This window comes from Thermosynechococcus vestitus BP-1 (assembly GCF_000011345.1).
Taxonomy (GTDB): domain Bacteria; phylum Cyanobacteriota; class Cyanobacteriia; order Thermosynechococcales; family Thermosynechococcaceae; genus Thermosynechococcus; species Thermosynechococcus vestitus.
This window is the reverse complement of the sequence record NC_004113.1, coordinates 369,983-396,003: the sequence shown is the minus strand read 5'-3', so window position 1 is coordinate 396,003 and position 26,021 is coordinate 369,983. Positions and strand designations below refer to the sequence as shown.

25 protein-coding genes, 3 tRNA genes and 2 pseudogenes are annotated in these 26,021 nt (G+C 53.2%); 19 read left to right on the top strand and 11 right to left on the bottom strand.

Features of this window, described 5'->3' with window-relative positions; all coding sequences use genetic code 11:
• The first annotated feature begins 37 nt into the window (after positions 1-37).
• From TLL_RS02050 to TLL_RS02025, 6 genes are all read left to right on the top strand, one after another.
• Entirely contained in the window at positions 38-1,189 is a 1,152-nt protein-coding gene (locus TLL_RS02050) for an NAD-dependent epimerase/dehydratase family protein (protein ID WP_011056253.1), read from the top strand.
• Positions 1,190-1,195: 6 nt separating this feature from the next.
• Positions 1,196-2,032: a sulfurtransferase gene (locus TLL_RS02045; protein WP_011056252.1), complete on the top strand. Its 837-nt coding sequence runs from the start codon at positions 1,196-1,198 to the stop codon at positions 2,030-2,032.
• A 30-nt stretch (positions 2,033-2,062) separates the two neighbouring features.
• Positions 2,063-2,659, top strand: a complete 597-nt coding sequence (locus TLL_RS02040; protein WP_011056251.1) for a DUF3611 family protein — start codon at positions 2,063-2,065, stop codon at positions 2,657-2,659.
• Between the two features lie 24 nt (positions 2,660-2,683).
• On the top strand, positions 2,684-3,388 hold the full coding sequence (gene pyrF / locus TLL_RS02035; RefSeq protein WP_164920684.1) for an orotidine-5'-phosphate decarboxylase: 705 nt from the start codon (positions 2,684-2,686) through the stop codon (positions 3,386-3,388).
• A 50-nt stretch (positions 3,389-3,438) separates the two neighbouring features.
• Positions 3,439-3,510: transfer RNA gene (locus tag TLL_RS02030), tRNA-Val, on the top strand.
• A 71-nt stretch (positions 3,511-3,581) separates the two neighbouring features.
• Complete coding sequence (locus tag TLL_RS02025) at positions 3,582-3,914, top strand: hypothetical protein (protein WP_011056249.1); 333 nt, start codon at positions 3,582-3,584, stop codon at positions 3,912-3,914.
• On the opposite strand, the gene glmU is transcribed toward TLL_RS02025, so the two are convergent.
• Positions 3,911-5,260 carry a bifunctional UDP-N-acetylglucosamine diphosphorylase/glucosamine-1-phosphate N-acetyltransferase GlmU gene (glmU, locus tag TLL_RS02020; RefSeq protein WP_164920683.1) on the bottom strand — a complete coding sequence of 450 codons (1,350 nt, stop codon included), beginning with the start codon at positions 5,258-5,260 and terminating at the stop codon, positions 3,911-3,913. The two genes, TLL_RS02025 and glmU, sit on opposite strands and share 4 nt — an antisense overlap.
• Positions 5,261-5,471: 211 nt before the next feature.
• Here glmU and TLL_RS02015 point away from each other — a divergent pair, with 211 nt between their 5' ends.
• The 3 genes and pseudogenes from TLL_RS02015 to TLL_RS02005 form a co-directional block, all read left to right on the top strand.
• Positions 5,472-6,200, top strand: a complete 729-nt coding sequence (locus TLL_RS02015; RefSeq protein WP_011056247.1) for an HpsJ family protein — start codon at positions 5,472-5,474, stop codon at positions 6,198-6,200.
• A 37-nt stretch (positions 6,201-6,237) separates the two neighbouring features.
• A complete protein-coding gene (locus TLL_RS02010) occupies positions 6,238-7,407 on the top strand; it encodes a SpoIID/LytB domain-containing protein (RefSeq protein ID WP_011056246.1) in 1,170 nt (389 codons plus the stop codon).
• A gap of 52 nt (positions 7,408-7,459) precedes the next feature.
• Positions 7,460-7,834: pseudogene (locus TLL_RS02005) on the top strand (histidine phosphatase family protein); the annotation flags it as partial.
• A 29-nt stretch (positions 7,835-7,863) separates the two neighbouring features.
• On the opposite strand, the gene tnpA reads toward TLL_RS02005, so the two are convergent.
• Entirely contained in the window at positions 7,864-8,256 is a 393-nt protein-coding gene (gene tnpA, locus TLL_RS02000) for an IS200/IS605-like element ISTel2 family transposase (protein WP_011056244.1), read from the bottom strand.
• Positions 8,257-8,307: 51 nt separating this feature from the next.
• Here tnpA and TLL_RS01995 point away from each other — a divergent pair.
• The 3 genes and pseudogenes from TLL_RS01995 to TLL_RS01985 all read left to right on the top strand — a co-directional run bounded on the left by TLL_RS01995 (position 8,308) and on the right by TLL_RS01985 (position 11,604).
• Positions 8,308-9,478 (top strand): annotated as a pseudogene (locus TLL_RS01995) (RNA-guided endonuclease InsQ/TnpB family protein).
• A gap of 195 nt (positions 9,479-9,673) precedes the next feature.
• Positions 9,674-10,594: a hypothetical protein gene (locus TLL_RS01990; protein WP_011056241.1), complete on the top strand. Its 921-nt coding sequence runs from the start codon at positions 9,674-9,676 to the stop codon at positions 10,592-10,594.
• Positions 10,595-10,656: 62 nt separating this feature from the next.
• The gene (locus tag TLL_RS01985; RefSeq protein WP_011056240.1) at positions 10,657-11,604 is read left to right on the top strand and encodes a F0F1 ATP synthase subunit gamma; all 948 of its coding nucleotides are present in this window, start codon (positions 10,657-10,659) and stop codon (positions 11,602-11,604) included.
• Between the two features lie 46 nt (positions 11,605-11,650).
• Here the strand turns inward: TLL_RS01985 and TLL_RS12825 are convergent, their stop codons facing one another.
• Positions 11,651-11,818: a hypothetical protein gene (locus TLL_RS12825; RefSeq protein WP_231833804.1), complete on the bottom strand. Its 168-nt coding sequence runs from the start codon at positions 11,816-11,818 to the stop codon at positions 11,651-11,653.
• On the opposite strand from TLL_RS12825, the gene TLL_RS01980 reads away from it, so the two are divergent.
• The 5 genes from TLL_RS01980 (at position 11,804) to TLL_RS01960 (ending at position 16,891) form a co-directional block, all read left to right on the top strand.
• Positions 11,804-12,685 (top strand): glycosyltransferase, encoded by an 882-nt coding sequence (locus tag TLL_RS01980; RefSeq protein WP_231833803.1) that lies wholly within the window; start codon positions 11,804-11,806, stop codon positions 12,683-12,685. The genes TLL_RS12825 and TLL_RS01980 overlap by 15 nt on opposite strands.
• Positions 12,686-12,768: 83 nt before the next feature.
• A complete protein-coding gene (locus TLL_RS01975) occupies positions 12,769-13,566 on the top strand; it encodes a hypothetical protein (protein WP_011056238.1) in 798 nt (265 codons plus the stop codon).
• Complete coding sequence (locus TLL_RS01970) at positions 13,517-14,509, top strand: IS481-like element ISTel1 family transposase (protein WP_011056237.1); 993 nt, start codon at positions 13,517-13,519, stop codon at positions 14,507-14,509. The genes TLL_RS01975 and TLL_RS01970 overlap by 50 nt, the downstream gene beginning before the upstream one ends.
• 11 nt (positions 14,510-14,520) lie before the next feature.
• Complete coding sequence (locus TLL_RS01965) at positions 14,521-14,925, top strand: SpoIID/LytB domain-containing protein (protein WP_011056236.1); 405 nt, start codon at positions 14,521-14,523, stop codon at positions 14,923-14,925.
• A 268-nt stretch (positions 14,926-15,193) separates the two neighbouring features.
• The gene (locus TLL_RS01960; protein WP_011056235.1) at positions 15,194-16,891 is read left to right on the top strand and encodes a hypothetical protein; all 1,698 of its coding nucleotides are present in this window, start codon (positions 15,194-15,196) and stop codon (positions 16,889-16,891) included.
• A 32-nt stretch (positions 16,892-16,923) separates the two neighbouring features.
• Here the strand turns inward: TLL_RS01960 and TLL_RS01955 are convergent, their stop codons facing one another.
• Entirely contained in the window at positions 16,924-17,559 is a 636-nt protein-coding gene (locus tag TLL_RS01955; RefSeq protein ID WP_011056234.1) for a TMEM165/GDT1 family protein, read from the bottom strand.
• A 45-nt stretch (positions 17,560-17,604) separates the two neighbouring features.
• On the opposite strand from TLL_RS01955, the gene TLL_RS01950 reads away from it, so the two are divergent.
• Entirely contained in the window at positions 17,605-19,044 is a 1,440-nt protein-coding gene (locus tag TLL_RS01950) for a TldD/PmbA family protein (protein WP_011056233.1), read from the top strand.
• 4 nt (positions 19,045-19,048) lie between these two features.
• Here TLL_RS01950 and TLL_RS01945 read toward each other — a convergent pair.
• Positions 19,049-19,130: transfer RNA gene (locus tag TLL_RS01945), tRNA-Leu, on the bottom strand.
• 24 nt (positions 19,131-19,154) lie between these two features.
• Entirely contained in the window at positions 19,155-20,822 is a 1,668-nt protein-coding gene (locus tag TLL_RS01940) for a hypothetical protein (protein ID WP_164920681.1), read from the bottom strand.
• Positions 20,823-20,940: 118 nt separating this feature from the next.
• Here TLL_RS01940 and TLL_RS01935 point away from each other — a divergent pair.
• Positions 20,941-21,014, top strand: a tRNA-Arg gene (locus TLL_RS01935).
• A gap of 139 nt (positions 21,015-21,153) precedes the next feature.
• On the opposite strand, the gene fba is transcribed toward TLL_RS01935, so the two are convergent.
• The 5 genes from fba to TLL_RS01910 all read right to left on the bottom strand — a co-directional run bounded on the left by fba (position 21,154) and on the right by TLL_RS01910 (position 25,904).
• A complete protein-coding gene (gene fba / locus TLL_RS01930) occupies positions 21,154-22,233 on the bottom strand; it encodes a class II fructose-bisphosphate aldolase (RefSeq protein ID WP_011056231.1) in 1,080 nt (359 codons plus the stop codon).
• Positions 22,234-22,392: 159 nt separating this feature from the next.
• Positions 22,393-22,638 (bottom strand): type II toxin-antitoxin system HicB family antitoxin, encoded by a 246-nt coding sequence (locus TLL_RS01925; RefSeq protein WP_011056230.1) that lies wholly within the window; start codon positions 22,636-22,638, stop codon positions 22,393-22,395.
• A 2-nt stretch (positions 22,639-22,640) separates the two neighbouring features.
• Positions 22,641-24,044 (bottom strand): protoporphyrinogen oxidase, encoded by a 1,404-nt coding sequence (gene hemG, locus TLL_RS01920; protein WP_011056229.1) that lies wholly within the window; start codon positions 24,042-24,044, stop codon positions 22,641-22,643.
• Between the two features lie 24 nt (positions 24,045-24,068).
• On the bottom strand, positions 24,069-24,272 hold the full coding sequence (locus tag TLL_RS01915; protein WP_011056228.1) for a DUF2811 domain-containing protein: 204 nt from the start codon (positions 24,270-24,272) through the stop codon (positions 24,069-24,071).
• 540 nt (positions 24,273-24,812) lie between these two features.
• Positions 24,813-25,904 carry a Ycf66 family protein gene (locus tag TLL_RS01910; RefSeq protein WP_011056227.1) on the bottom strand — a complete coding sequence of 364 codons (1,092 nt, stop codon included), beginning with the start codon at positions 25,902-25,904 and terminating at the stop codon, positions 24,813-24,815.
• Positions 25,905-26,021 lie beyond the last annotated feature (117 nt).

The window sequence follows — 26,021 nt, the reverse complement described above, 5'->3', positions numbered from 1 at the left end:
GGCTGGCGGAGTAGTTATTGATTTGAGCACGGTTAGCATGAGAGTCCTTGTAATTGGCGGTGATGGCTATTGTGGCTGGGCGACAGCCCTGTACCTTTCCAATCGGGGTCATGATGTTGCAATTTTGGATAGCCTAATTCGGCGGCATTGGGATGCGGAACTTTGTGTGGAAACCCTCACGCCGATCGCCCCCATTCAGCACCGTCTGCAACGCTGGCAGGATCTCACTGGCAAAAGGATTGGCCTTTATATTGGCGATATTTGTAACTATCACTTCCTTGAGCGCGCCATGCTCGAGTTTCAGCCTGAGGCCATCGTCCACTTTGGTGAACAGCGCTCCGCCCCTTACTCCATGATTGATCGTGAACACGCCGTCTTCACCCAAGTCAATAACGTTGTCGGCACCCTCAACCTGCTGTACGCCATCCATACCCACAACCCCGACTGCCATCTTGTCAAACTGGGCACGATGGGTGAATACGGCACCCCCAACATTGACATTGAAGAGGGCTACATCACCATCGAACACAATGGTCGCAAAGATACATTGCCCTATCCCAAGCAGCCCGGTAGCTTCTATCACCTCAGTAAGGTTCACGATAGTCACAATATCCACTTCGCCTGCCGCATTTGGGGCTTGCGAGCCACCGATTTGAACCAAGGGGTGGTTTATGGCGTCCTCACCGAAGAAACGGGCATGGATGAACTGTTGATTAACCGCCTTGACTACGACGGTATCTTTGGCACCGCCCTCAATCGCTTCTGCATTCAAGCTGCCATTGGCCATCCGCTGACGGTTTATGGCAAGGGGGGGCAAACTCGCGGTTTCTTGGATATTCGCGATACGGTGCGTTGTATTGAGTTGGCCGTTAACAATCCAGCAGCGCCGGGTGAATTCCGCGTCCTTAACCAATTCACCGAACAGTTTAGTGTCGGTGACCTTGCCCACAAAGTCCAAGAAGCGGGTAAAGCCCTCGGCCTCAAGGTGGAAATCCAACACCTCGAAAACCCCCGTGTTGAAAAAGAAGAGCACTACTTCAACGCCAAAAACACCAAACTGCTGGATTTGGGACTACAACCCCACTATCTGTCCGATTCCCTCCTGGACTCACTCTTGAACTTTGCCATCAAATATAAACACCGCGTGGATGTTAACCACATTCTCCCGAAAGTGAAGTGGCGCGCCTAAGCTGCAATGACTCCCTATGCGGTAGCGGCGTCTTGGTTGGCCGAGCATTTGGCAGATCCAACCGTTGTGATCGTGGACTGCCGCTTTGACCTGATGGACACAAGGCGGGGGCAACGGGAGTATGCCCAAGGACACCTGCCAGGGGCGTATTATCTCGACCTAGAGCAGGATCTCTCTAGCCCCCGGCAAAAACATGGCGGGCGTCACCCTTTGCCCGATCCGGAAAAATTAGCAGCACGGCTTAACCAAATGGGGGTCACGCCAGAAACGCTAGTGGTGGCCTATGATGATTCGCGATTTGCCTATGCTGCTCGCTGCTGGTGGCTCTTGCGCTGGTTGGGGCACGATCGCGTAGCGGTGCTCGATGGTGGCTATCACACCTACGTGGCAGCGGGCCATGCCATCACCAGCCTTGTGCCGCCGCCTCGGCAGGGAAACTTCAAGCCCCAGCCTCGTCCTGAGTGGGTAGTGGATCGTGCTGCTGTGATTGCGGCTCAGGGCAACCCCCAGACGGTAATTGTGGATGCCCGCGAACCCCGTCGCTATCGCGGTGAAATTGAACCCATTGATCCGATAGCGGGTCATATTCCCGGAGCGGTGAACTATCCATGGCAGGCCATCTCCAATGAGCAGGGGCGACTCAAATCAGTTGCGGAACTGCAAGCCTATTGGCAGCCCTTGGCTGGGACTGAACAAATTATTGTCTATTGTGGATCGGGCGTAACGGCCTGTGTGGATATTTTGGGGCTGGCGATCGCTGGCCTGCACCAAACCAAGCTCTATGCAGGCAGTTGGAGCGATTGGTGTTCCTATTTGACGGCATCTGACAACCGTTCGCTATGATCTAGCCTAAGCCCTCTTCCGCACCCGACCATGGAACGTCTTCCCGGTAATGCGCCGCCGCCATCCCATCGAGGTACTACCCAACCGCTTCACCGTCTTGGGCGTGAACTGCAACGCTTTGGCTGGATTGGCTTTTGGATCCAGGTCGTCCTTGGCTTTGTTTCGCTGTTAATTATTATTATTGTTATCTTTAGTCGCCAATTTAATATCAATCGTCCCCAAAACGGCATGAACAGCCCCACACTGGGCTTAGTGTTGGCGATTATTGGCCTAGTGTTTTTAGGTGTGAGTATTTACTGCTGCTATCGCTATCCGCAACTGGGGCGACGCTTGGATCAACCAGAAAAACGCCCGACCAAGGAGCACGTGATCCGGAGCTTGAATATTGGTCTTTGGGTCAATATCGCTGGCATGATTTTTACTGTGGCTGCCGCAGAGTGGAATGTGGGGATGTTATTGCTCAAGGTGTTGTCGATTCCCCAAGGGGCAGCGGTCTATGCCACCAATGTATTGATTGAGCCGCTGGAGATTTTTGTGATTCAGGCGAAGGTGAACACCATTGCCGCTCAGTTGACGGGTATTATTGTGGCGCTGTGGCTGTTGCGCTGTGTGCGCCGTCCAGTGTGAATTGTCTGAGGAGAGTGACGAGACTTGTTTAATTCTCAAGCGGCTGTTGCCAGCAAAATTATTGTGGCCTTGGATGTACCCAATTTGGAGGTGGCGATCGCCACTATCCATCGGCTGCCCCAAGTGCAATTTTGGAAAGTGGGGCTAGAACTCTTTTGCGCCAGTGGGCCGATGATTCTTGATGTCCTCAAGGATCAGGGGAAGCGCATCTTTCTCGATTTGAAGCTTCATGATATTCCCAATACGGTAGCAGCCGCAGCACGAGCGATCGCCCCCTATGGCGTGGACTTTGTCACCATCCACACTGCCACTGGTTTAACCGGTCTCAAAACTGCTCAGGCAGCCCTCGGGGAAAGCGCCACTCAACTCATCGGTGTCACATTGCTCACCAGTATTGGCGCAGACACCCTGCAGCAGGAACTCCAAATTCCCCTTGATCCGGCTACCTATGTTGAATGCATGGCTAATCTTGCCCATCAAGCAGGACTGGCGGGCATTGTCTGCTCACCCCAGGAAGCCGCACGGGTGAAACAACGCTGGGGAGAGAATTTCTTGAGAATTTGTCCGGGGATTCGCCCCCTTGGCAGCGCAACGGGAGATCAAGCGCGATCGCTGACGCCTAATGCTGCCTTTGCTGCTGGTGCCTCTTACCTTGTCATTGGCCGCCCGATTTTACAAGCAGCGGATCCCGCCGCCGCCTTTGATGACCTTTGCTCTAGCCTTGTTTAAGGATTTACAAAAGCCTGCAAACCAAGATATGATTAAAACTTACTGAACTAGGGCGATTAGCACAGTGGTAGCGCACTTCCTTCACACGGAAGGGGTCACTGGTTCGAATCCAGTATCGCCCATTGCTGGTTGCCAGTTACAAGTTATACGATCCACTGCATTGAACTTCATTAGACGACCTTAGGACTCTGCCATGGGTACCCCAATTCCGCCAATTCAGCTTCCCCCCTGTGGTGACTACACTGCGGAGGCGGAATGGCTGGAGGCAGCCCTTCTGAATTGGCTCAATACCGAGTATTTACCGGAAGCCGTGAATTTGGCGATCGCCCAGCGGGCGGCTCAAGTGTACCGCCGTCAACGGTTAGAAGGGGAACACGATCTTGGGGGCATTCTCTTGGCCTTGGTTACGGAGTTGCAAGAGTTTGATTTTTCCCAAAGCTTCTATAGCGAGTTTGCGGTCGCCAATGCGGTGAGTGATCTGCTCCTGCGGCGACTGGGCATTGAACCCTGCTGTGGGGCGGGCTAAGCTTCGGGTTCCCAGTTGGGTTTGACGACTTGACGACAGCGGGCAATGACAAGGGCATTATCCGGTACATCTGCTGTGACTGTTGAACCCGCCGCTACTGTGACATTATTGCCAAGGGTCACTGGGGCCACTAAAACACTGTTAGCCCCTGTCTTAGTGCCGCTACCAATATGGGTGGGGTGTTTGCGGACACCGTCGTAGTTGGCGGTGATGGTCCCTGCCCCAATGTTGACGCGATCGCCCAAGGTGGCATCTCCCAGGTAGGACAAATGGGAGGCCTTAGTGTCACTGCCCAACCGTGCTTTTTTCAGCTCTACAAAGTTGCCAATGCGGCAGTGATCGGCAACCACGCTTTGCTGGCGGATGTGGGCAAAAGGCCCCACTTGGGTATCCTCGCCAATCTCGCTGTCGGTAATCACGGCATAGCGAGCGGTCACCCGTTCGCCAATGACACTATTTTCAATCAAAGTGCCAGGGCCAATAATGCTACCACTGCCAATACGGGTTTGGCCACGCAGGTGAGTTTGGGGTTCAATCACCACATCCGGTGCTAGCTCAACGGTATCCTCAATCGTGATACTGGCGGGATCAATTAGGGTCACCCCCGCTTGCATCCAAGCTTTTTTGATTCGATTTTGCAGCACTTGATAGGCTGCCGCCAACTGCACGCGATCGTTGACGCCCAAAATCTCCTCATAGTCTTCCACGTCCACCGCCATCACGGGACTTAGGGCATTGACGGCATCGGTGAGGTAGTATTCCTGCTGATCATTATTGGACTGGAGATGGGGCAGCACAGCGGCAAGTTGGGGCCAATGGAAACAATACACTCCAGCATTAATGCGGCAGTTTTGCTTTTGGGCTGTGGTGCAGTCACGATCCTCAATAATTTGCTTCAGCATATTCTGACTGTCGCAAATCACGCGGCCATAGCCTTGGGGGTTGGGAATTTGTGCTGTTAAAATGGTGGCCGCATTGTTGTGGTTCTGGTGAACTTCGATCAAGTGGGCCAGGGTTTGGCCACGCAATAGGGGCACATCGCCATTGAGCACCAAAAGATGGCCTTCATAGTCCTTGAGGTAGGGTAAAAGCTGCTGCACAGCATGACCTGTTCCCAACTGTTGCCGCTGCTCGACAAATTCCAGCTGCGGCTGATCGGCTAAAGCGGCACGGACAGCATCTCCCCCATAGCCAATGATCACAAACTGCCGTTGCGGTTGCAGAGATTGAACTTGGTGCAAAACCCAGCCCACCAGCGATCGCCCACCTAGGGGATGGAGAACTTTTGGCAGCGAGGATTTCATCCTGGTGCCTCGTCCTGCCGCTAAGACTGCCACAATGACCATGAATTTGTTCTGCCTCAATGAGCAAAGGGATGGCGAACTAGCACTCCTGGGGGAAAGCAGCCCAGCATCAGCGCCATGCACAATTGGAGTATACCAAGGTTGCGGTAGCCAAAGATAGCAACCCCACGGGTGAGTTAATGCCCCCAAGATGAATCAACCACACCAAAATCCAGTAAGGTTGATGCAGTAGTTGACGAGTCACTCACAGTCCATGACCGCTTCGCAATCAACCAAGCGACCTGTCCCCTTGGCGGCTCAGTTCCTAAAACTGGTGGGAATGATCCTAGTCCTCACCTTTTTGGTTGAGTGGGGTATTCTCTTTATTACTCCCCAGTTCAATAACAGCCAGTGGCAACTCACGGTTGTCAACCAATTCATTGAGCGCGGCGCTACCCCCTTGATTGGGTTTGTCTTTATCTACACAGGCTTTTGGATTCAAGCGGTCTCTGGGAGTGCTACGCAACCGCAGCCAGGGGAACCTGCCCTCAAGGATTGGCGATTTTGGGTCTTTGTTCTCTCGAGTTTGCTGGGGCTACTGTGCCTGCTGGGGATTCCTCTCCACCTATCCATTACAGGCCAAATCACGGAACAGGCGGTCAACCAAATCAATCAAGAGGCGGCACAGGCAGAAATTCGGGTGGAGCAGGAACAGCAGCAAATCAAACAACTGGCCAGTAGCGGTCAACTGCAGCAACTCCTGAAAAGCAATCAACTGCCCCCCGATCAACGGGCGATTCTTGAGCAGTTGCAAAAGGATCCCCAAGCCCTCGACAAACAAGCGGGTCAGGCACGGGAGCGCATCCGCACTCAACAACAGGAAGCGGTCAATCGGGCGCAACAGGAAGCTTTTTTGAATCGTCTAAGGGTAGGCATTCGTAGTTTTCTATTGGCAGTGGGCTTTATTACCATTGGTTGGAGTGGTCTGCGCGAGCACCGCTAGGCATTGTTACCATTGCTACCTACCTGAGGAGTGAAGTATGGTTTACCTCATTGTGCCTTGGCGCTTTCTGTCGCAGTCGCTGGGTCTTGGCTGCATGCTCAGCTTGCTCCTACAATTGACGGCCACAGCAGTGGAATTGCGAGTTGCAGTTTTAGATCGGGTGCGTCAAGTCACAATTAGTAGCTCCACCGCAGCGCAATTACGGGATGAGGTGGGCCGGGTCCTGACAGTGGCACCGCAGCAGCATATTACCGCTGTCCTCACAGGGGCTAGGGTACAAGTAGGGGGCGTGGGTGGGCGGCAAGTTTTCCTCGAACCTCGAGACAATGGACTCGTGCGAGTGGGCGATCGCTGGTATCGCGGCCGGTTGCAATTGGTGAGTACCCCTGAGGGGATTCTCGCCATCAATCTTGTGGATTTAGAGGAGTATCTGCCCAGTGTGGTGGGCAAGGAAATGTATCCCTCTTGGCCCCTAGAAGCCCTCAAAGCCCAAGCAGTGGCTTCCCGTTCCTTTGTTCTCTTTCGGCGCGATCGCGAACGCCGTCGTCCCGGCAGTCTTTTTGATGTAGGGGCCACCGTCACTCATCAGGTATATCCGGGGGTCAGTTCAGAAACCGCCAGTACCCTGGCCGCCGTTGCCGCCACACGCGGTCAAGTGCTCACCTACAACGGCCAAATCATTGAAGCGGTCTTCCATGCCTCCTCAGGGGGGCATACCGAAAATTCGGAACACGTTTGGCAAACTGTGGTTCCTTACCTGCGCGGTAGCCCTGACTTTGACCAAGTTTCCCCCCACTTTCAGTGGACGGTTCGTTTTACCGCCGCCCAACTGCAACAGCGCTTCCCTGGGATAGGGATGATTCTTGGCTTTCGCCCCTTACAATTGACACCCCAAGGGCGAGTCATGTCAGTGCAGGTAGTGGGCACTGCGGGTCGCCGCACAATTTCAGCCAGTGAACTACGGCGGGTTTTGGGACTGCGCAGTACCCTACTAACGATTACACCAGAGTATGGCAATGTGGCCAGTCAACGGGCTCAAAGTGTGCCAGTGGCTTTTACAATTACTGGACGGGGTCACGGCCATGGCCTGGGCTTGAGTCAATGGGGAGCCTATGGTATGGCATTGCAGGGTTACACCTACGACCAAATTTTGGGGCATTATTACCAAGGCGTTACATTGAGTGTATTGGACACAACTCAGCGTTGACGAGCTTTGCGCCTTTCAACTATGCTGCCCCTAGCGGTAGAGAGTGAAGGTTGTGGTCTTAACACTCTATTTCTTGCGCCACGGGCAAACGAGTTTTAGTCGCGCCAATGCCTACTGTGGAGAGTTGGATCCACCCTTGACGGATGCTGGCCTGGCGATGGCTGAAGCTTTTGCTGAGCACTATGCCCAGTTATCTTGGCAGGCAGTCTTTGTCAGCCCAATGGTGCGAGCTCGAACCACGGCACAACCCCTGTGCGATCGCCTGGGTCTCCAGATGCAGATCCGCGACGGTCTGCGGGAAATTCACTATGGTCAGTGGGAAGGCCTCTCCCCGGAAGAGGTGAATGCCAAGTTCCACGATGACTATGTGCGCTGGCTGGCGGATCCGGGCTGGAATGCCCCCACCGGGGGTGAACGGGGAATTGACCAATGAAATGGGATACAAGCCCCGTCCTTTTAGGACTTTTGATTTCTCATGTATTCCTTAAGCACCTCTAACAGTGCTCCTCCAACAGATGCCGCAAAATAACTAGGGCTCCAAAGTGATTCTTCATGGGGTTTTGGTAGTGCAGCTTTTCCATATCGACGACTAGATACGCCTTTAAGCGCATTTACGATCTGCGAAAGAGAAAGTTTAGGAGGGTACTCGATTAGCGCATGGACATGGTCTTCCTCGCCGTTAAATTCAAGAATCTGGAAATCCATCTTCTTGGCGACTTCTCGAAACGATTTCTCGATCAGCTCTAATCCCTCAGCGCTAAGGACTGGCCGGCAATACTTAGTCACGCATACCAAATGAATCTTCAGGTCCGTAACACTATGTCTCCCTTTACGAAGATGACTTGACATTGCCTGTAGACCAACCTATAATCTAGCTACAGACCAACTATATCACGACCAATGAAAGCTAGATATAGGTATCGTTTCTATCCCACAGACCAACAACGACAACGCCTAGCTCAGTTGTTTGGGTGTGTCCGTGTGGTATGGAACGATGCCCTGGAAATCTGCAAGAAATCTGATAAATTGCCAAAAACTAGTGAATTGCAAAAGCTAGTAATTACCCAAGGGAAGAAAACACCAGAGCGGCAATGGTTGTCTGATGTTTCTAATGTCCCGTTACAGCAGTCCGTTGCCGATTTAGGAGTTGCCTATAAAAACTTCTTCGATTAAATTAAAGGTCGGCGAAAAGGCAAAAAGGTCAACCCTCCTAGATTTGACAGAAAGACAATCCGCCAGATTTACTACCTATGGATTTTCAATTAAAGGCGAAGAAGTTTATCTAGCGAAGATTGGTAACGTCAGACCAATTTGGTCAAGAAAGCTTCCTTCTAAACCAAGCTCAGTGACGGTGATTAAAGATGCTGCAAATCGATATTTTCTCAGTTTTGTCGTCGAGATCGACCCAGTTGATCAACCTGCAAGTAATCCTTCTATCGGCATTGATTTGGGAATTAAAGCCTTTGCTACTTTAAGTACGGGCGAAAAGATTGATGGCCCTGAGTATTCCAAGTTAGATAGAAAGATCAGGCGAAAACAACGCAAACTTGCCCGTCAAGTTAAAGGAAGCCAACGGCGGGAGAAAACAAGACTGCAAATCGCTAAGCTTCATAGTCGGATTTCAGACATTCGCAGGGATTTCTTGCATAAAGTGTCTACCCGCGTGGTTATCGAGAACCAAGTGATCACGCTGGAAGACTTGAATGTCTCTGGAATGGTGAAGAACCGCAAACTCGCTAGAGCAATTAGCTTGCAAGGTTGGCGAGAATTCAGGGTTTTAGTTGAGGCTAAGTGCAACAAACTAAACCGTGAGTTTATTGTCATTGACCGATGGGAGCCAACCAGTCGGACTTGCTCAACATGCGGTTTTAAATGGGGCAAAATCGATCTATCTGTCCGCTCTGTTGTATGTCTAAATTGTGGTACAGAGCACGATAGAGACGAAAATGCCGCAAGAAACATAGAGAAAGTCGGGATAGGGCATTGCCACGACTATAAATGGACGCAGAGGGGGAGTAAGACTACTTCGGTAGCATCACCCAGTGAAGCGTCAAGAATCATCGCACTTTAGGGCGGTGAGTATGTCAAAAACAGCCCCGTACCAATCATTGAGCCTAGACCCGTTAAAATCGCGCCCCAAAGTCCCAGTTCGCGTTTGAGCATCGAGGTGAGTTTGAGACCTAAGGAACGCCTTCTAGCCTAGAGGATAGGGACGGCGATCGCTATAATTGGAGCAATTCTTAGCACTCCCGCAGGTATCCGGACCATGGCCAGTCCAGAATCCCCTAGCAACCAACCCGACGACCTACTAGAGAACATCATCAGTGATTTGGGTGAGTTGGAGGCGTCCCTTCCACAGGATATTGATCTAAACTCCCTGACGGCTGAGCTAGAGTCCCTCACCCTCACCGCACAACAGCGGGCGATCGCCCAGAACCAATCCCTAGAGGCGCAAATTAGCCAGCTCACCGCAGAACTCAACAACGTTCAACAGCAGCGAGATCACCTGAGCCAAGACCTTGAGCGCCTGCGCGAAGAAAATGACACCTTGAGGGGCCTGCGGCAAAATCTGGAACAGGAACTGGCCCAGGCTCTCATTCAGCAGGACGAACTTCAGCAGCAACTCGCGACCTTGCAACTTCAAGCCTCCCAAGTACAGGAACTGCAAGCTCAGCTAACTGCCCTGCAAACCGAAAAGGCCGCTCTAGAAGAGCAAGTGCAAACTCTCCTGGCTGCTGCCCCAGGGGCGCCTTTGGAGGATACAGCACTTCTAGCGAAGTCCCCCGATCCAGACCTTGCTCAACGCTTGGCGGAGGTGACACGGCAACTCACTCAAGTGGAAAAGGAGCGCGATCGCCTGCAAGAGGAACTTTCTCAAGTCCAAAACGAACTGCAAAGCCTACAGCAGGATTTAGAAGGATTGCGCAATCAATCCTCAACCGTTGTGCCCACCGAACTCACCCTTGCTGCCCAGGAAAATCACCGTCTGAAGCGACAACAACGGCAACGCGACACAGTGCTTTGGATAACTGGCATTGCCGCAACCGTGGTTTCTGCCTTGGGCCTCAGCTTCAATCTCCCTCAACCCCTTGGCCGCATCCTTCCCCCTGCTGCTGCCTTAGCGGTTCCTGTGATCACAACGCTGGCGGGTAGGGGTGGGTCAACCCCCAGGGAAAACACTGCTTAGGCGATCCCCCTCTGGGCTAAAATTTTAGGGCAGGGACGCTTTGCTTAGGAGTTTAAATTACCGTGGCCAATCTCAAAGCTATTCGCGATCGCATCAAAACGATTAAAGATACCCGCAAGATCACTGAAGCTATGCGCCTTGTGGCGGCAGCAAAAGTTCGCCGTGCCCAAGAGCAAGTCATGGCGAGTCGTCCCTTTGCCGATCGCTTGGCCCAGGTGCTCTACAGCTTGCAGACTCGACTGCGTTTCGAGGACGTGGATTTGCCGCTGTTGGCAAAGCGCCCGGTGAAGACGGTGGCGCTGCTGGTGGTAACAGGCGATCGCGGGCTGTGTGGCGGTTACAACACTAATGTCATTCGCCGAGCTAAGGAACGTCTCCAAGAACTCGAAGCCGAGGGCCTCAAATACACCCTAGTGATTGTGGGTCGCAAGGCAGCTCAATATTTCCAGCGCCGTGACTATCCCATTGATGCAGTCTATTCTGGCCTAGAGCAGATCCCCTCCGCCAGTGAAGCCGGTCAAATTGCCAGTGAACTGCTCTCCCTCTTCCTTTCGGAAACGGTGGATCGGGTGGAGCTCATCTACACCAAATTTGTTTCCCTCATTAGCTCAAAGCCCGTTGTCCAAACCCTGCTCCCCCTCGATCCCCAAGGGCTGGAAACCGCCGATGATGAAATTTTCCGCCTGACAACCCGTGGCTCTCATTTGGAAGTCAACCGCGAGAAAGTAACCTCGACGCTGCCCGCTCTGCCCTCCGATATGATTTTTGAGCAGGATCCGCTGCAAATTCTCGATGCCCTACTGCCCCTGTACTTGAATAACCAGTTGCTACGAGCACTGCAGGAGGCTGCTGCCTCAGAATTGGCGGCACGGATGACGGCAATGAACAACGCCAGTGATAATGCTCAAGCCCTGATTGGTACTCTGACCCTCTCCTACAACAAAGCCCGTCAAGCCGCCATTACCCAAGAAATTCTTGAAGTGGTGGCGGGGGCTGAGGCTCTGCGCTAGGAGTTGACCTCTGAAACTCCTGTTTGTTTCCACTTCGGTTGGCCCCCTAGGCACAGGCAAAGGGGGTGGCGTTGAATTGACGATCCTCAATATGGCTCAGGCCTTGGGCGATCGCCAGCACACTATACACATCCTTGCCCCCGAGGGTTCCCACTTGCCAGTGGCGGCTACCATTGAACCAGTGGCGGGACATCTGCAGGTGCCAGCGCAGCATCAAACCCGCGATCAACCAATTACACTGCCGCCCAATAGTGTCTTAGCCAATATGTGGGCACGGGTGCGGCAGCTTCAACAGGACTTTGATGTCATTGTCAACTTTGCCTACGATTGGTTGCCCTTTTACCTGACGCCGTTTTTAAGCCGTCCGGTGGGCCATCTGGTGAGTATGGCCTCAATCTCCGACGTCATGGATCAGGCGATCGCCAGTGTCATTGACAAGTATCCGGGAACCATTGGTGTCTATACCCGTACCCAAGCGGCCACCTTCCCCTTTGGCGATCGCTGTGTGTGTTTAGGCAGTGGCCTTGATCTTTCGCTCTATGACTTTTGTGCAGAACCAGAGGATGCCCTTTGCTGGCTGGGGCGGATTGCGCCTGAAAAGGGACTTGAAGATGCGGTTGCCGCTGTTAATGTCACTCGCACCCCCTTAAAAATCATGGGGCAGTTGCAGGATATCGATTATTGGCAGCGGATCCAAGCTGACTACCCCGATGCCCCCATTGAATATCTAGGATTTTTCCCCACTCGGGAAATGCAGTCCCGCTTGCGGCGGTGTCGTGCCCTCCTGCTCACCTCCCGTTGGGTTGAAGCCTTTGGCAATGTGGTCATTGAGAGCCTTGCCTGTGGTGTTCCCGTCATTGCCTACAATCGTGGTGGGCCAAGGGAAATTGTCCGCGATGGCCAAACGGGGTTTCTCATTACCCCAGATTCTGTTGAGGCTCTCATTGCCGCCATTGGCAAGATCGATCAAATTGATCGGGCCGCCTGTCGGCAACAGGCAGAACAGGAGTATAGCTTAGCTGTTTATGGGGATACGGTGGAGCAATGGCTACAGCAGATCGCCGCTTCCTTGCCGTCCTAAATCAGCTAAATCAACAGAGGTTGCATGGCAAATTCCCTGCTCCCCTATACAATAGGCAAGGTGCGAGCGGAGATGACACCTGAATGAGCTGGGTTCTGTTCCAAGGGACAAAAGGGGGACGCTCACCCTTGCTCATTTCCTTTACGATGGCCACGATCGCCAGTGGGGGTCTAGGAGTCTGGTTTTTGCGGAGCTTATCACCCACACCTATGGCTCTGTCAGAGCCAATTCCTTTACCAAATGCCCTTAAGCCCGAACGACCTTTGCCCCGGCGGATTTTGGATGGCCGCGATCCCCTCCTGGCAACCGTCCCCAAGAAAGCTCCTCAGCCCCCCGTGGCTGCCTCAGCCCCCGCCCAGGCAATGTTGCCCGCTGTGGCCTCTCCTGCCCTGCAACCCGTGCCTCCGAGCCAAGGCCCTGCCCCTCACGTACGGGTGGCGATCGCCCGCGATCAAAGTCAACTCATTGTTGGCACTGCCGTCGCCACTACCGTCACCAATGATCAACAGCAGGCGATCGCGCAGCTGGCTCCTTCCCAGGGAGTGGTGGTGACGGCCCGCGAGGGTATGCTGCTCTGGAATGGTCAACCCCTTGCCCCCTCCCTATGGCTTTGCCCCAGGAATCAACTCACCTTTGTTGGCGATAAATGGTATCGCGGTAGTGTTCGCCTCATTGCCCAGGGCAATGCCATCACGGCTGTCAATCAAGTGGACTTAGATGTCAGGTCCCGCATCATTATATTCCCAGAAGTCGTGCTAAACTCTTCGAAGCGTACCGGCTCCTTGAGTGCTTGTTCCAAGGTCGGAAAGCGTTCAACGATGGAGTATCACCATGCCACGTATTCATGCCAACGCCCGAACGACACCCCGAATTCGCCGTGAAATCCAACAAGCACCGGCTTCGATCAGTCATCGCGAGCTTGCCAGACGTTACGGGATCCACCGGCACACGGTAGCGAAATGGCGTAAGCGCGCAACCGTTGAAGACAAAAGCACCCGCCCGCACCGCCTGCAAACGACGCTTACGGAAGCGCAAGAGCTTGTGATCGTTGAGGTGCGTAAGCTCCTTTTGCTGCCTCTTGATGACCTTCTCGTTCTTGCCCGGACGTTCCTCAACCCCAATCTGAGCCGCTCAGCGCTGGATCGCTGCCTGCGTCGCCACGGAGTCTCGAACCTCAGGATACTGCAAAAGGAACGCGAAAGCCTCGAAGGCAGTCCCAAAAGCACCACGCGGCAGTTCAAAGCGTACGCACCTGGGTTCATCCACATCGACGTCAAATACCTGCCACAAATGCCGGATGAGGAGCAGCGCCGCTACCTCTTTGTCGCGATTGATCGGGCAACGCGCTGGGTCTATTTGGCAATCCACGAGGAGAAGAGCGCAGAATCGGCAACGCGCTTTCTTGCAAATGTCCTTGCCAACGCTCCTTTCGTGGTGCGTACGGTGCTGACTGATAACGGCAAGGAGTTTACCGACCGTTTCTCCTCCGCAGGCGAACGCCAACCCACGGGACACCATCCGTTTGATCAGCTCTGTCGTGAAAAGCGCATCACCCATCGGCTCATCCAACCCCGCCATCCGCAAACCAACGGGATGGTGGAACGCTTCAACGGCCGCATTGCGGAGATTCTGCGCGCTGAACGCTTTGTCTCGGCAGCCGACTTGCAAGAGACGCTCACGCGATACCTTTGGGCGTACAATCACCGCATTCCCCAACGCGTTTTGGGCCACATGACTCCCATTGAGAAACTGCGATGGTGGCAAACTGAGCGACCAGACCTCTTCGTTTCAAGGGTAGATAATGTCACGGGTCTTGACACTTAGAAGAGTACTTAGTGAGTGTGGTCGGTTCAGAGGTGTATCCCGACTGGCCAATGGAGACCCTGAAGGCCCAGGCGATCGCCGCCCGTTCCTATGCCCTTGCCCACATGTTCCAGCCCGCTAGCCGCTTTTTTGATCTGGGGAACGACGAACGCTGGCAAGTGTATCGCGGTATTGAGACGGAGTGGAACACTACTCAAGCGGCAGTGCAAGCGACGCGGGGAATTGTTCTCACCAAAAGCGGCCGCATCATGATTTCGATGTATGCCGCTACCGACGATATTGTGCGGGACGTCTTTGGCGGGCGGGGCATGAGTCAGACAGGCGCCTATGAGTTGGGCAAGCGCGGCTACAACTATCTGCAAATCTTAGGCACCTACTATCCAGGGGCAGGTTTGTCCCAAATCCGAACCCAATAGCGCTTTTGCACCGCAGTAGGGGATCCCTGTTCTGAATGCCCCTCAGGACGGTGCCAAGTCGGGCGATCGCCAGGGGGCCTACTCCTGTGGCAGCACAAGGCAACACGCATAGACACACATAGAATAGTGACTGGAGTGGGTGTGCAGTGTGGCAAGCTGTAAAGCACTTAGGCAAAAATCTACAACCAGAGTGAGATTGTTGTTCCCAAGCAAGGGAGAGTCTTCCTAAATCTGGACCGATACCGTCGTCATTGCTAGGTTCTCAATTATGGGGTGCATCGAGGAATTTATTCAACAGACTGCTGAGCAAAAAACCCATCCTGCCTTTGTCCAGGGATGGCAAAAACTGGCGCTGAATAAATGGAAGGACAAAAACCATCAGGCAGCCATCTCCGCTCTCAATCATGCGCTAGCAATAGATTCTAACTTAGCAGAATCTTGGTATCGTTTGGCACTGCTCAGTGCCGCTGATAGTGATTTGCAACAGCGCCTTAGGGCCTACGAAAAAGCCATTGAACTCAGACCCGACTGGCAAATTGGCATTGATTTTCTCAAATCCCTGAGTTATCTCCTCTATGTCTATAAAGATGTAGAAGAGCTCAATGAATGTCGCCAAAAAATTAGGGAATCGATATCCGATTTCTATCAACGGTTTCAAAGCTTCCCTTTGGATCAGAAAAAATATCTGTATCAGTGGCTCGGGAACGTGGGGACATTTTTACTGCCCTATCAGGGGGATGAAACCCGCGATCTGCAACAAAAATATGGCCAGATTGTCCATGAAATCATGATGAGTATGATTCCCAGTGCCTCAGAGCGGCCACCGATGCCAGCCGTGAAGGCCAATGAGCCACTGCGGATTGGATTGGTCTGCGGTCACTTTTTTGAGCATACGGTTTGGAAACTGATGCTCCACGGTTGGCTCAAACATCTCGATAGAGAAAAGTTTCAGCTCTATGGCTACTATGTGCAGGATTGGGGCGATCGCTGCACCGAACAAGCAAAAACCTACTGTCATCGCTTTGTGATGGGCAGCAAGTCCCCCCAAGAATGGTTTGAGCAGATCCGCGCTGATCAATTGCATTTAGTGATTTTTCCCGAACTGGGGATGGATTTACAACTGATTCAAATTGCTGCTTTAAGATTAGCGCCGATTCAATGTATGTCTTGGGGGCATCCCGACACCTCTGGCCTGCCCACAATTGATTATTTCCTCAGTAGTGAGCTGATGGAACCAGCCGATGGCCAAAAGTATTACGCTGAAAAACTCATCAGGCTAAAAAATTTGGGAATTGCCTTTAGTCCGATGCCGCCAGACTCGCGATCGCCCATTACCCGCGAGGAATTTGGCCTCAAAAGTGATGCGGTGATCTACGGCTGCCTCCAGAGTGTCTTTAAGTACCTGCCACAGTTTGACCATATCTATCCAGAAATTGCTGCAGCGGTGGGGAATTGCCAATTTGTCTTTATTACCCACTTTATGACTAAAAAGAGCCGCCGCCGGTTTGAACAGCGCCTCGAACGGGCCTTTGCTGCCAAAAATCTTGACTATAGGGAGTACTGCTTTTTCTCTCGCCCCTTAAACTTCTATGGCTTCACCTCAATGTTGCACTGTCTGGATATTTTCTTAGACAGTTTAGAATGGTCAGGGGGCAATTCAACCCTAGAAGCGCTCTACTATGCCCAAGTACCGATGGTGACCACACCGGGGCGCTTTATGCGGGGGCGGCATACAGCTGCTATTCTGACCCTGTTGGAAATACCGGAGTTGATTGCTCCAGATGCATCTGCGTATGTTCAAAAAGCGATTGAACTGGGTCAACATGCTGACTATCGCCAGTGGATTCGCGCCAAAATCCAAAACAATCTGCCAAAGGTGTTTGAGGATCAGGCGGGGGTGCGCTCCCTTGAGGAGTTTATTTGGGCTGTGGTGCAGGAGTTTGCCACCTCTGGCCGCCTCCTCTAGGTACGTTTGCTGGAGAGCAAGATAGGTCGAACTTAAGACAGCTTGGGCATCCCTTGTAAGGCGGTGACAATCGCGAAGATTAAAAATAAAGCCCCACCGCTCAAGGTCAGTGTTCGTTCTGAGATGCGCCCAGCTATCAAGCCGCCACCCAAGACGGCAATCGCAGTACAAATCCCGTGGCCAGCAATGGCACCGAGGGCAACGCCGAAAGCCTGGCTAGCGGCAGCAAGGGTAATTGTGGCAATTTGGGTGCGATCGCCCCATTCGGCCATCAAGGTCAAACTAAAGGCTTCTACAAATGCTGCCCAAGCAGGATTACTGCCCCAACGGCTGAGATTGGCTTCCGCTTTTTCCACTGTTTCCACTGCTGCTTCACACTCGTCCTCACAGGGTTTATTCCCCATCCGCCAGCCTTGAATCAACATCCTGAGGCCAAAAATGGTGAAGAGCAAAATCGCAGCGTAGAAGGTGAATTCTTGCGGTAAAAGTTGAAAGACCTTGCCCACGGCCACTGACAGCAGTGTCATCGTCATTAAAGCTGACCATGCCCCCAGGAAGACCCACCGCTTGCTATGGCGAGTTGCCAAAATCATCGCAATAAAGAATGTCTTGTCCCCCAGCTCAGAAATGGTGATCAGGGTCAGCCCTGCAGTAAAAGCCGTTAGCATAGGAAAAGACTCAAACTTTACCCTACCTCAAGGTACCATACTGCCATGACTGCACCCAACTTTACTGCTATTTTGAATCAGGTGGATTTACCCCTTGATTGGTTGGGGCTGCGTTATGTTGAGGAAATTGTCACCACTCGCAGTGCCCGCGACGGCCATCCTGAAATGAACCAGCGATCGCGCCAGCGGGGGGTCATGGTGGAGGTGCTTGTCAATGGTCAATTTGCCTATACAGCAACCCCAGATTTGCACCCCAGTGCCATCCATGGGGCGATTCAGCAGGCCTATCAACAGGCGAAAACGGCTGCCCCTTGGCAAGTCTTTAACTTTACACCAGCAGCACGGGGCCAGGGCAGGGGACACTACCGATCGCCCCAACAGCAACCCTTTAATCAGCTTTCAGCGGCGGAGTTAAATCACCTACTTCAGGATATTTGCCATAGCCTCAAAGTCGGTGATGAGATTGTCCAAACCTGTGCCTTTGTGCAAACCGTAGAGACCACTAGCCAGTGGTTCAGCAGTGATGGCAGTCAAATTGAACAGCAATTTTATCAAGTGCTCACGGATATGAGGGCCACGGCTCAGGGGGCAGGGGTCGTGCAGCAACGGACCGATCACGGTTGGTTAGCTCGCTGCTATCAAGGGGGGCTAGAGTGGCTGAGTGCTGATCAGTTGAGCGATCGCGCCCGTCACATTGGCGAGCAGGCCCTTGAACTCCTCAGTGCCCAAGAGTGCCCAGAAACAACCACCACCCTGGTCCTTGCCCCCGACCAAATGATGCTGCAAATCCATGAGAGCATTGGTCATCCCCTAGAACTGGACCGCATCTTGGGGGATGAGCGCAACTACGCCGGCGGTAGCTTTATTCGCCTTGAGGACTTTGGGCAGCGGCAGTATGGTTCCCCCCTCCTGAATGTGACGTTTGATCCGACCGTTAGCGGTGAACTGGCCAGCTATGCCTTTGATGACTTGGGGGCGCCGGCTAAACGCCTCTATCTGATCAAGGAAGGACGCCTGCTGCGGGGTCTAGGGAGCCTTGAAAGTCAGCAGCGAGCAGGGGTAGATGGTGTGGCCAATGCCCGTGCCTGTTCTTGGAATCGTCCCCCCATTGATCGGATGGCCAACTTGAATATCGAGCCGGGGACACAATCCTTTGATGAGATTATCGGCAACATCGAGGCAGGCGTGTACATGGAATCCAATCGCTCTTGGTCAATTGACGATTATCGCCTCAAATTTCAGTTTGGCTGTGAATATGCCAAGTTGATTGAAAATGGCCGCCTGACCCGTACACTGCGCAATCCCAACTATCGCGGCACGACGCCAGAATTTTGGCAGAGTTTGATTGCTGTGGGAGATGCCTCCACCTGGGGCATCTTTGGTACGCCGTTTTGTGGCAAGGGCGAACCCAATCAAGCCATTCGTGTCGGCCATGCTTCACCGGTATGTGCCTTTGCCAATATCCAAGTCTTTGGGGGTGGTTAGTGAATGGGCGAGGTCAGACTCGAACTGACATGGGGAAACCCCGCTACATTTTGAGTGTAGTGCGTCTACCATTTCGCCACTCGCCCTCAGAGTTATTACTATACCATGCTTTAGGACGACTGAGCGATCTCCAGAGCCTGACAAGCGCGATCCACAAGGGTCTGTAGGTCACCTAGTTGCTCAGTGTGCTCTGAGTAGTAGAGGTTTGCATTGCCGCGATCGGTGTCCTCCCAAAACCTGGGCTCCGCTTGGCGCAGGCGATCGCAATTTTGATGAAAGAGGCGCTTGAATTCCGACAGACCCAAAACCGCTGCATCCTCCACTATATCCGCAACAATCCGCTGGGCAAACTGGGGTTGCTGCCGTGCCAAGTAAAAGAGAGCGAGTCCCATTTGCAGTAGGCGCACCCCTGTACTTTTGCCATAGGGGCGATCGCCATTTTGGGGGTGGCGCAGTTCCGGCGGATTATCCAAGCGAAGCATTTCCTCCAGGAGTTCCAGTTGCAGTTGTTCCTCCCACTGCTGCTCATTCACGAGGATTAAGACCTTTTTTAGCTCAGCGGCAAAGACATCCACAATGAAATAAAGGGCAGGACTACTTTGGGCTAATTCATACACTTCATTGCCGTAAGTACGCAGATGATGCACACATTTTTGGGTGAGGTGGGGGCGCTGGTAATGCACCAGACTCTCAATAAACCGCCGATAGTGAAAGGCTAAGTTATAGAGGTTGCGTGCCTCATTGTGCCGACTGCCGTGTTTAATAGCAAAGCGCATCATCGTATTGAAGCGAATAATGATTAAGTCCAACAAAATGTCATCGCCCCTACTGAGAATGCGGTGGGCGATCGCGCACATCTCAGAGCCGCACAACGACGCTAGGGGAAACTGACCCTCTTCCAAAAAGCGCACATAGGCATTCCCTAGGAGCCGAAAACACTTTTGCTCGTAGAAGGTATGGTTCTCTTCAATCTGGCTAAATTGATCAAACATGGTCTTGAAGGCAATATCCCCCTTCACCGCACCACTCAAGCGAAAGAAATAGGCTGGATAGTTCGGCTTGCAACTGATATAGTCTTGAAGTAGTTCACTGACAGCACTAATAATTTCTGCTTGCGTCCCACGAAATGCCACATAGGCCAGCAAATCGTCCAATTGGTTTAGGCCGGCAATCAGGTAGGCTTGACTACGGCGCAGGAACCAGGGTTGATAGGAGAATCCCTCCTTGAGGATGACGGCCAGTTGACGCATGTAGCGAGACTGGTGGCGGTAAATTTGCTGCACCACACTTTCCGGTTGGATGGACTGAAGGATATAGAAGATGTAGGGCAGCGCCGTCAGAATAGCCAAGGGCAACAGTCCATACAAATTCAAGAGAATGCTGCCAACGGGCTGTCTGCCCAAGTCCTGCAAAACCTTGATGTAGAAGATATGGGCACCTCCCAAAACTAGGCTCCAGACATAGATCAGGCTGATCCAGTCCTGCATGTACAGTTCAGTAATCTTGGGAATGTTTTGGGCGGCAATGGAAATCACAATAATCAACGTGCCAAGGGTGAGGCCGATGACGGCCAGCCACACCTCTGGGGCAAAACTGGTGTCAAAGGTGCCCGCAACTGGCCAAGGAAAGAGGGTTGGAGCAGTGGGTTTGAGGTGAGCGACGACAACCTGAGCGCCGCTATCTAAAAGGGCAAGGGTGACCAGACTGACAGCAAAGGCCACGAGCGATCGCGGCAGATGAGGCGTGGTCAAGCACCAGCGGTGGAATTGCTTCAGCATCTGTCTATTGGGGTTGGGTCAATGGCCTCCGCCCCCGACTATGGCACACCGGTGGGCAAATTTTTTGTTCCCCCTTTGAGATTTCTGGAAATTCATGCTAGTATAGTGTTCCTGACTTGGGCTTGTAGCTTAGTGGATTAGAGCGGCTGACTACGGATCAGCAGGTCGGGGGTTCGAGTCCCTCCAAGCCCGTTGAGCACAACGATGCTGAATACCGAATAAGACGAGAGAAGTTATAGAAGTACCGTTTTTATTCATATTCAAAGGAAAAAGGGTGACCGGAGCCACCCTCTGTTACATTACTTATCGTTTCTCAGGGATCGCAGAGTTCCTATACCACCACGGTTTTTTGAGTGACTTGCTTCAGTTCACCCTTGGCGTATTTGGCGGCATAGTCATCGAGGCTGAGTTGCTTGATTTTGCTAGCGTTACCAGCGGTACCAAATTGCTGATAGCGATCGGCACACACTTTTTGCATGTATTTAATCGATGGCTTGAGGAAGTGACGGGGGTCAAATTCCTTGGGTGCCAAAGCCAGAGCTTCGCGCACTGCAGCGGTAATGGCTAGGCGATTGTCGGTGTCAATGTTGATTTTGCGCACACCGCTCTTAATGCCTTTTTGGATTTCTTCCACAGGCACCCCGTAGGTTTCGGGAATTGTACCGCCGTACTGGTTGATGATGTCAATCAATTCTTGGGGCACCGAGCTAGAGCCGTGCATCACCAAGTGGGTGTTGGGCAAGCGGCGGTGGATTTCTTCCACGCGGCTGATGGCGAGGATTTCACCGGTGGGTTTGCGGCTAAATTTGTAGGCACCGTGGCTCGTTCCAATGGCGACCGCAAGGGCATCCACTTGGGTGCGCTCAACGAAGTCCACAGCCTGATCGGGGTCAGTGAGGAGCATCGAGTGATCGAGGGCACCTTCAAACCCGTGACCATCTTCAGCTTCCCCTTTACCAGTTTCCAAGGAACCAAGGCAGCCCAGCTCACCTTCCACAGAAACACCAATGGAGTGAGCGACTTTTACCACTTCACTAGTGACAGCCACATTGTACTCGTAGCTAGCGGGGGTTTTGGCGTCGGCTTCGAGGGAGCCATCCATCATCACACTGGTAAAGCCATTGCGAATGGCGGAGTAGCAGGTGGCAGGCTCGTTACCATGGTCTTGGTGCATCACAATGGGAATGTGGGGGTAGGTTTCCACCGCAGCCAAAATCAGGTGACGCAGGAAGTTTTCCCCAGCATACTTACGGGCACCCCGCGATGCTTGCAAAATCACGGGACTGTCGGTTTCGTGGGCCGCCTGCATGATGGCTTGGATTTGCTCCATGTTGTTGACGTTGAAGGCGGGAATGCCGTAACCATTTTCGGCTGCGTGATCCAGCAGCAAGCGCATGGGTACGAGTGCCATAGGGTTCTATCCTCCTTAGTAGAGCGGATGTATCGCTTCGTTAACCTTACCGATAATCTTAGGCTATGTTTGCTCGTTTATGTTACAGGGCAGCGATCGCTGGCCTATTGAGAATACAACCCTTTTCTATAGATAAGGGGTATCCAAAGGGGGCAAGGCTCAGAAAATCTCGCGTATGGGAACTTCAATGCCGTTAATCACCGGTACCGGAATCCCGCGCGAGACATGGAAATAGATCCAATCCTCCAAGAGTTCGGAAAGACGCTCGCGGCATTCAAGCACTGTCTTGCCATTGGTCTTGAGCCCCTCAAGGTCAGGAATTTCACCGTAAATCAGGCCATCCTCTGCATTGAAGTGATAAACCGCCCGCTCCAGAGCCGCATTCATATAGTCCGACAGCGACATCCCTAGGACTGGCCTCCTGCAAGATAGGCAGCCACGGCAGCAGCGGTTCGATTGCCGTGTTCGACGCGATCGCCCAAGGCCACACCCTCAGCATAGTTACTACACAGGAAAAGCCCAGGGGTTTGGGTGAGGGCATGGGTCACCTGCTGCCACTGCTGAGGGTAGCCCACAATATATTGGGGAATCGCCCGTCGCCAAACTTTCATACCGAGTAATCGTGCCTTGGCTGCGGGTAAATCAAGGAGGCGGGTCAAATCCTGCTGCACTTGCTCGACAATCGCTTCTTCCCTAAGGCTAGCCAAATCGGGATCCGTAGCACCGCCAATAAAACTGGTGAAGACTTGCCAACCGGCGGGGGTGCGTTGGGGAAAAAGACAGGACGACCAAATGGTGCCCAGGGTACGGATGCCCTGACCACGAGGAACCAGTACTCCAAATCCGGGGCGTACACTGCGTCCCAGTCCGGCAGGGTAGGCCAAGACCACACAGGCCACGGTGGGATAGGGGATGGTCGCCAAAGCACGGGCGATCGCTGGCTGGAAGGGAGCGACTAACTCTGCGGTTTGATAGGCAGGCGTTGCCAAGACCACACTGCGGGCATGCCACGTTTGCTCACCACTGCGCAGCAGGTAGCCACCCTTGGGTTCTGGGGTGATCGCTTCAACAGGGGTTTGCAGGTGAAGGGGTGCCTTCAATTGTTGGGCGATCGCCCGCGGCAGAGCAGCCAAACCTTCCCTAAAGGAGCCAAGCTCCCCTGGTCGCATTTGCACCTGTGCAGGGGGTTTTGGTTGAGGGGGTTGTTGACGCCGCAGGCGCAGAGCCCCGGCAATGAGGCTACCCCCTAGTTTTTCCAGTTGGGCAATACGACGAAAAGCAGCAGCGGCACTCAATTGTTGCGGATCACCGGCATAAACCCCAGAGACAAAGGGGGCCACCAGTCGTTCAGCAACCTCTTGCCCCAAATGGCGACGGAAAAATGAATCAACTGACTCGTCCCCACTGCCCAGATAGGGAGGCACAAACCCCAAGGCACCAAGGGCTGCCCGTACTTTTCCCCAAGGGCTGAGCAAATTTGAAGTGGCCAAGGCCAGGGGACGGGTGGGTTCGAGGGGGTAGAGTTCCCCCCGCCAGTAGATGTAGCGCGGTAGGTGGCGATCGCCCCGAATGAGCTCTGAGTGCAAGCCCACCTCGGCAATGAGTTGTAGGAGGGCAGGGGTGGGGGCAAAGCTATTGGGACCCAGTTCCCAGACAAAGCCCTCCGCCGCTTGGGTCGTGATATTGCCCCCCAGGCGATCGCTGGCCTCTAAAAGAACGCCACTGTAGTGAGGGGCGCTCCGCTGCAACCGCCAAGCAACACTGAGGCCACTGAGACCACCCCCAACAATTGCAACATCTACCTCAATCACCCGTTTTCCTACCCTCCAAAGTCTTTAGGATCGCTTAAACAACGAGTCGAGATAGACCCGTGCCGTGCGGCGATCGCATTCTCCATTTTGCAGCAAAAAGAGTGACAGGGCAGCCACAAAGACGCGATCCTGATCCCAATCGGGATGCCGCTCGAGGTAGTATTTCAGGGTTTCGTGTAGCTCCTCTGGAATCTCGGCAAGAATACTAATCGTGGCTTGAGCGTTCATACCGTGAGTTACCTCAATAAAACCAAGATAAAATTGCAGGCACAATCAGCTCGCCCTGGCTAAACCTGTGGAAAACTCCCATAACAGTTCTGACCAAATCCCCAAACCCCTGACTCAGAGTGGGATTTAGCCCTACCCTCCCAAGGTTTCAGAGCAAGTGAATCTCTATCCGTGGAACTCCATTGTCTGGGTTGTCCTAGGGACTGTCAATCCTTGTTTTCACCCATCTTGGCGATCGCAATCCACGACAAAATAGGCATTTCCAGACTTTTGGCCCTCCTCAGGTTTTCCCCAGGGCGCCAGCGACAGTTATCCCCAGAAATGTCTTGAAACCTAGTCATACCGTAAAGACCTGTGGAAAACTCTGCCCCAATCTGTGGAAAACCTTGGGAAAATTGGGGAATTTTTGGGGAAAGTGAGGGGAAAATTAAGGTTCTATTAAGGCTTGCTTCAGAGAAAATAAAAGCCGCAAAAGTTATGAATTCCTGACTTTATTAACTTTTGCCGGGATTAGTCCGGCCCTGTACCCGCAATGAGATGTTACAGACGAGCTTCGGGAGGGGGCCAGTCACTGTCCTGAGGGGGAACAGGTTCTGGATTTTCAATGGTTATCTCCGCTGCCATTGCCTCGTCCTCAACATCACTATTTTCAGGAATCTCCCCTAGGAGATCGGCAGCAGAGGTGCGCGATTCTGGAACTGGAGGCATCGTTTCTGCGGGTTGAGCAGCGGGAGCAGGTTCAGAGGCCAAAAGCGGTTCTGCCCCTGGCTCAGGGGTTGCCGTGGGTTCTGGAGCATTGACGACTGTTTCAGGAGATGCGGGTTCCGCTGGTGCTGTGGCGGTCACTGTGGCTTCTGGAGCCTCAACCCCTGTTTCAGGAGCGGCTGGCGCTTCCGAGGGGGTCACCGCTTCTTCTGAAGCTTCTTCTGAAGCCGTAACCGTTCCTGGTTCCGGCTCTTCCGGGGTCGTAGCCGTTGGTGGCTGTAGCGTTTCAACGTTTGACTCTTCTGGGGCAGTCATTTCGGCACCCCCTTCGTGATCAGCTGGTGTGTCTGCAGTTGGGCTGGCCGTTGGTTCAGGTTCGGCAGATTCTGCTGGGACTGCGGCAGCTTCCTCAGTGGCTGGGGTGGGTTGTTCAGCAACGGGACTGGGGGTGCTTGCTGTCCACAGATCTTCTTTGATGTTGCCAGTATCCATCGGCGGTGGCGGGATATCCACGGCGGGCTGGGGGCGATCGGGCTGCTTTTGGAAGCGACTGGCCACAGGACTCACCAGGCCCTTCAGTAGCTCACTGACTTTGGCGAGGGCGGCTTCAGGCAGGAGAGACTTCACCCTTTGCCAGAGAGCTTGGGCCTTTTGGGTATCGGTGCGATCGCCGGGGTGGGTGAGTTGCCAGCGATAGCTGAGGGTCTGCCCGCCAAACCAAAGGATTAAAGCCACTGCGGCTGTTGTTCCTAGGAGCAAGCCACCGCCAATGCGATCGCCATAGATCCACAGGGTCAAAGCAAAGAACAATCCCGCGCCACTGGCCACCAGATCAAACCTACGGTACAGTTCCGGCAGGAAGAAGCCCAACAGATACAAGCCTAAACTGGCGATCGCCATACTCCAAGCTAGCAAGTTCGTCAGCATTCCCAGTCCTCAGCAAGATAACGGCACACCGACAAGGCGGTATCAACCTTCTACCTTACACCCCGCTGAATTTATCTCTGCCAGAGTTTATTCTTTGTCGAACTCCTGATCCACTGC

Bases quoted from the DNA above. Each gene is read 5' to 3' on its own strand.
- fba (WP_011056231.1), bottom strand. From the start codon at position 22,233: ATGGCACTCGTACCCATGCGCTTGCTGCTGGATCACGCAGCCGAAAAT.
- TLL_RS01940 (WP_164920681.1), bottom strand. From the start codon at position 20,822: ATGCTGAAGCAATTCCACCGCTGGTGCTTGACCACGCCTCATCTGCCG.
- TLL_RS01960 (WP_011056235.1), top strand. From the start codon at position 15,194: ATGGGGTGCATCGAGGAATTTATTCAACAGACTGCTGAGCAAAAAACC.
- TLL_RS02010 (WP_011056246.1), top strand. From the start codon at position 6,238: ATGGTTTACCTCATTGTGCCTTGGCGCTTTCTGTCGCAGTCGCTGGGT.
- tnpA (WP_011056244.1), bottom strand. From the start codon at position 8,256: ATGTCAAGTCATCTTCGTAAAGGGAGACATAGTGTTACGGACCTGAAG.
- TLL_RS02050 (WP_011056253.1), top strand. From the start codon at position 38: ATGAGAGTCCTTGTAATTGGCGGTGATGGCTATTGTGGCTGGGCGACA.
- TLL_RS01925 (WP_011056230.1), bottom strand. From the start codon at position 22,638: ATGTCGCTGTCGGACTATATGAATGCGGCTCTGGAGCGGGCGGTTTAT.
- TLL_RS01975 (WP_011056238.1), top strand. From the start codon at position 12,769: ATGAGCTGGGTTCTGTTCCAAGGGACAAAAGGGGGACGCTCACCCTTG.
- glmU (WP_164920683.1), bottom strand. From the start codon at position 5,260: ATGGTCATTGTGGCAGTCTTAGCGGCAGGACGAGGCACCAGGATGAAA.
- TLL_RS01910 (WP_011056227.1), bottom strand. From the start codon at position 25,904: ATGCTGACGAACTTGCTAGCTTGGAGTATGGCGATCGCCAGTTTAGGC.
- TLL_RS02045 (WP_011056252.1), top strand. From the start codon at position 1,196: ATGACTCCCTATGCGGTAGCGGCGTCTTGGTTGGCCGAGCATTTGGCA.
- TLL_RS01955 (WP_011056234.1), bottom strand. From the start codon at position 17,559: ATGCTAACGGCTTTTACTGCAGGGCTGACCCTGATCACCATTTCTGAG.
- TLL_RS02025 (WP_011056249.1), top strand. From the start codon at position 3,582: ATGGGTACCCCAATTCCGCCAATTCAGCTTCCCCCCTGTGGTGACTAC.
- TLL_RS02015 (WP_011056247.1), top strand. From the start codon at position 5,472: ATGACCGCTTCGCAATCAACCAAGCGACCTGTCCCCTTGGCGGCTCAG.
- TLL_RS01990 (WP_011056241.1), top strand. From the start codon at position 9,674: ATGGCCAGTCCAGAATCCCCTAGCAACCAACCCGACGACCTACTAGAG.
- TLL_RS01950 (WP_011056233.1), top strand. From the start codon at position 17,605: ATGACTGCACCCAACTTTACTGCTATTTTGAATCAGGTGGATTTACCC.
- TLL_RS01915 (WP_011056228.1), bottom strand. From the start codon at position 24,272: ATGAACGCTCAAGCCACGATTAGTATTCTTGCCGAGATTCCAGAGGAG.
- TLL_RS12825 (WP_231833804.1), bottom strand. From the start codon at position 11,818: ATGCTGCGCTGGCACCTGCAGATGTCCCGCCACTGGTTCAATGGTAGC.
- TLL_RS02040 (WP_011056251.1), top strand. From the start codon at position 2,063: ATGGAACGTCTTCCCGGTAATGCGCCGCCGCCATCCCATCGAGGTACT.
- TLL_RS01970 (WP_011056237.1), top strand. From the start codon at position 13,517: ATGCCACGTATTCATGCCAACGCCCGAACGACACCCCGAATTCGCCGT.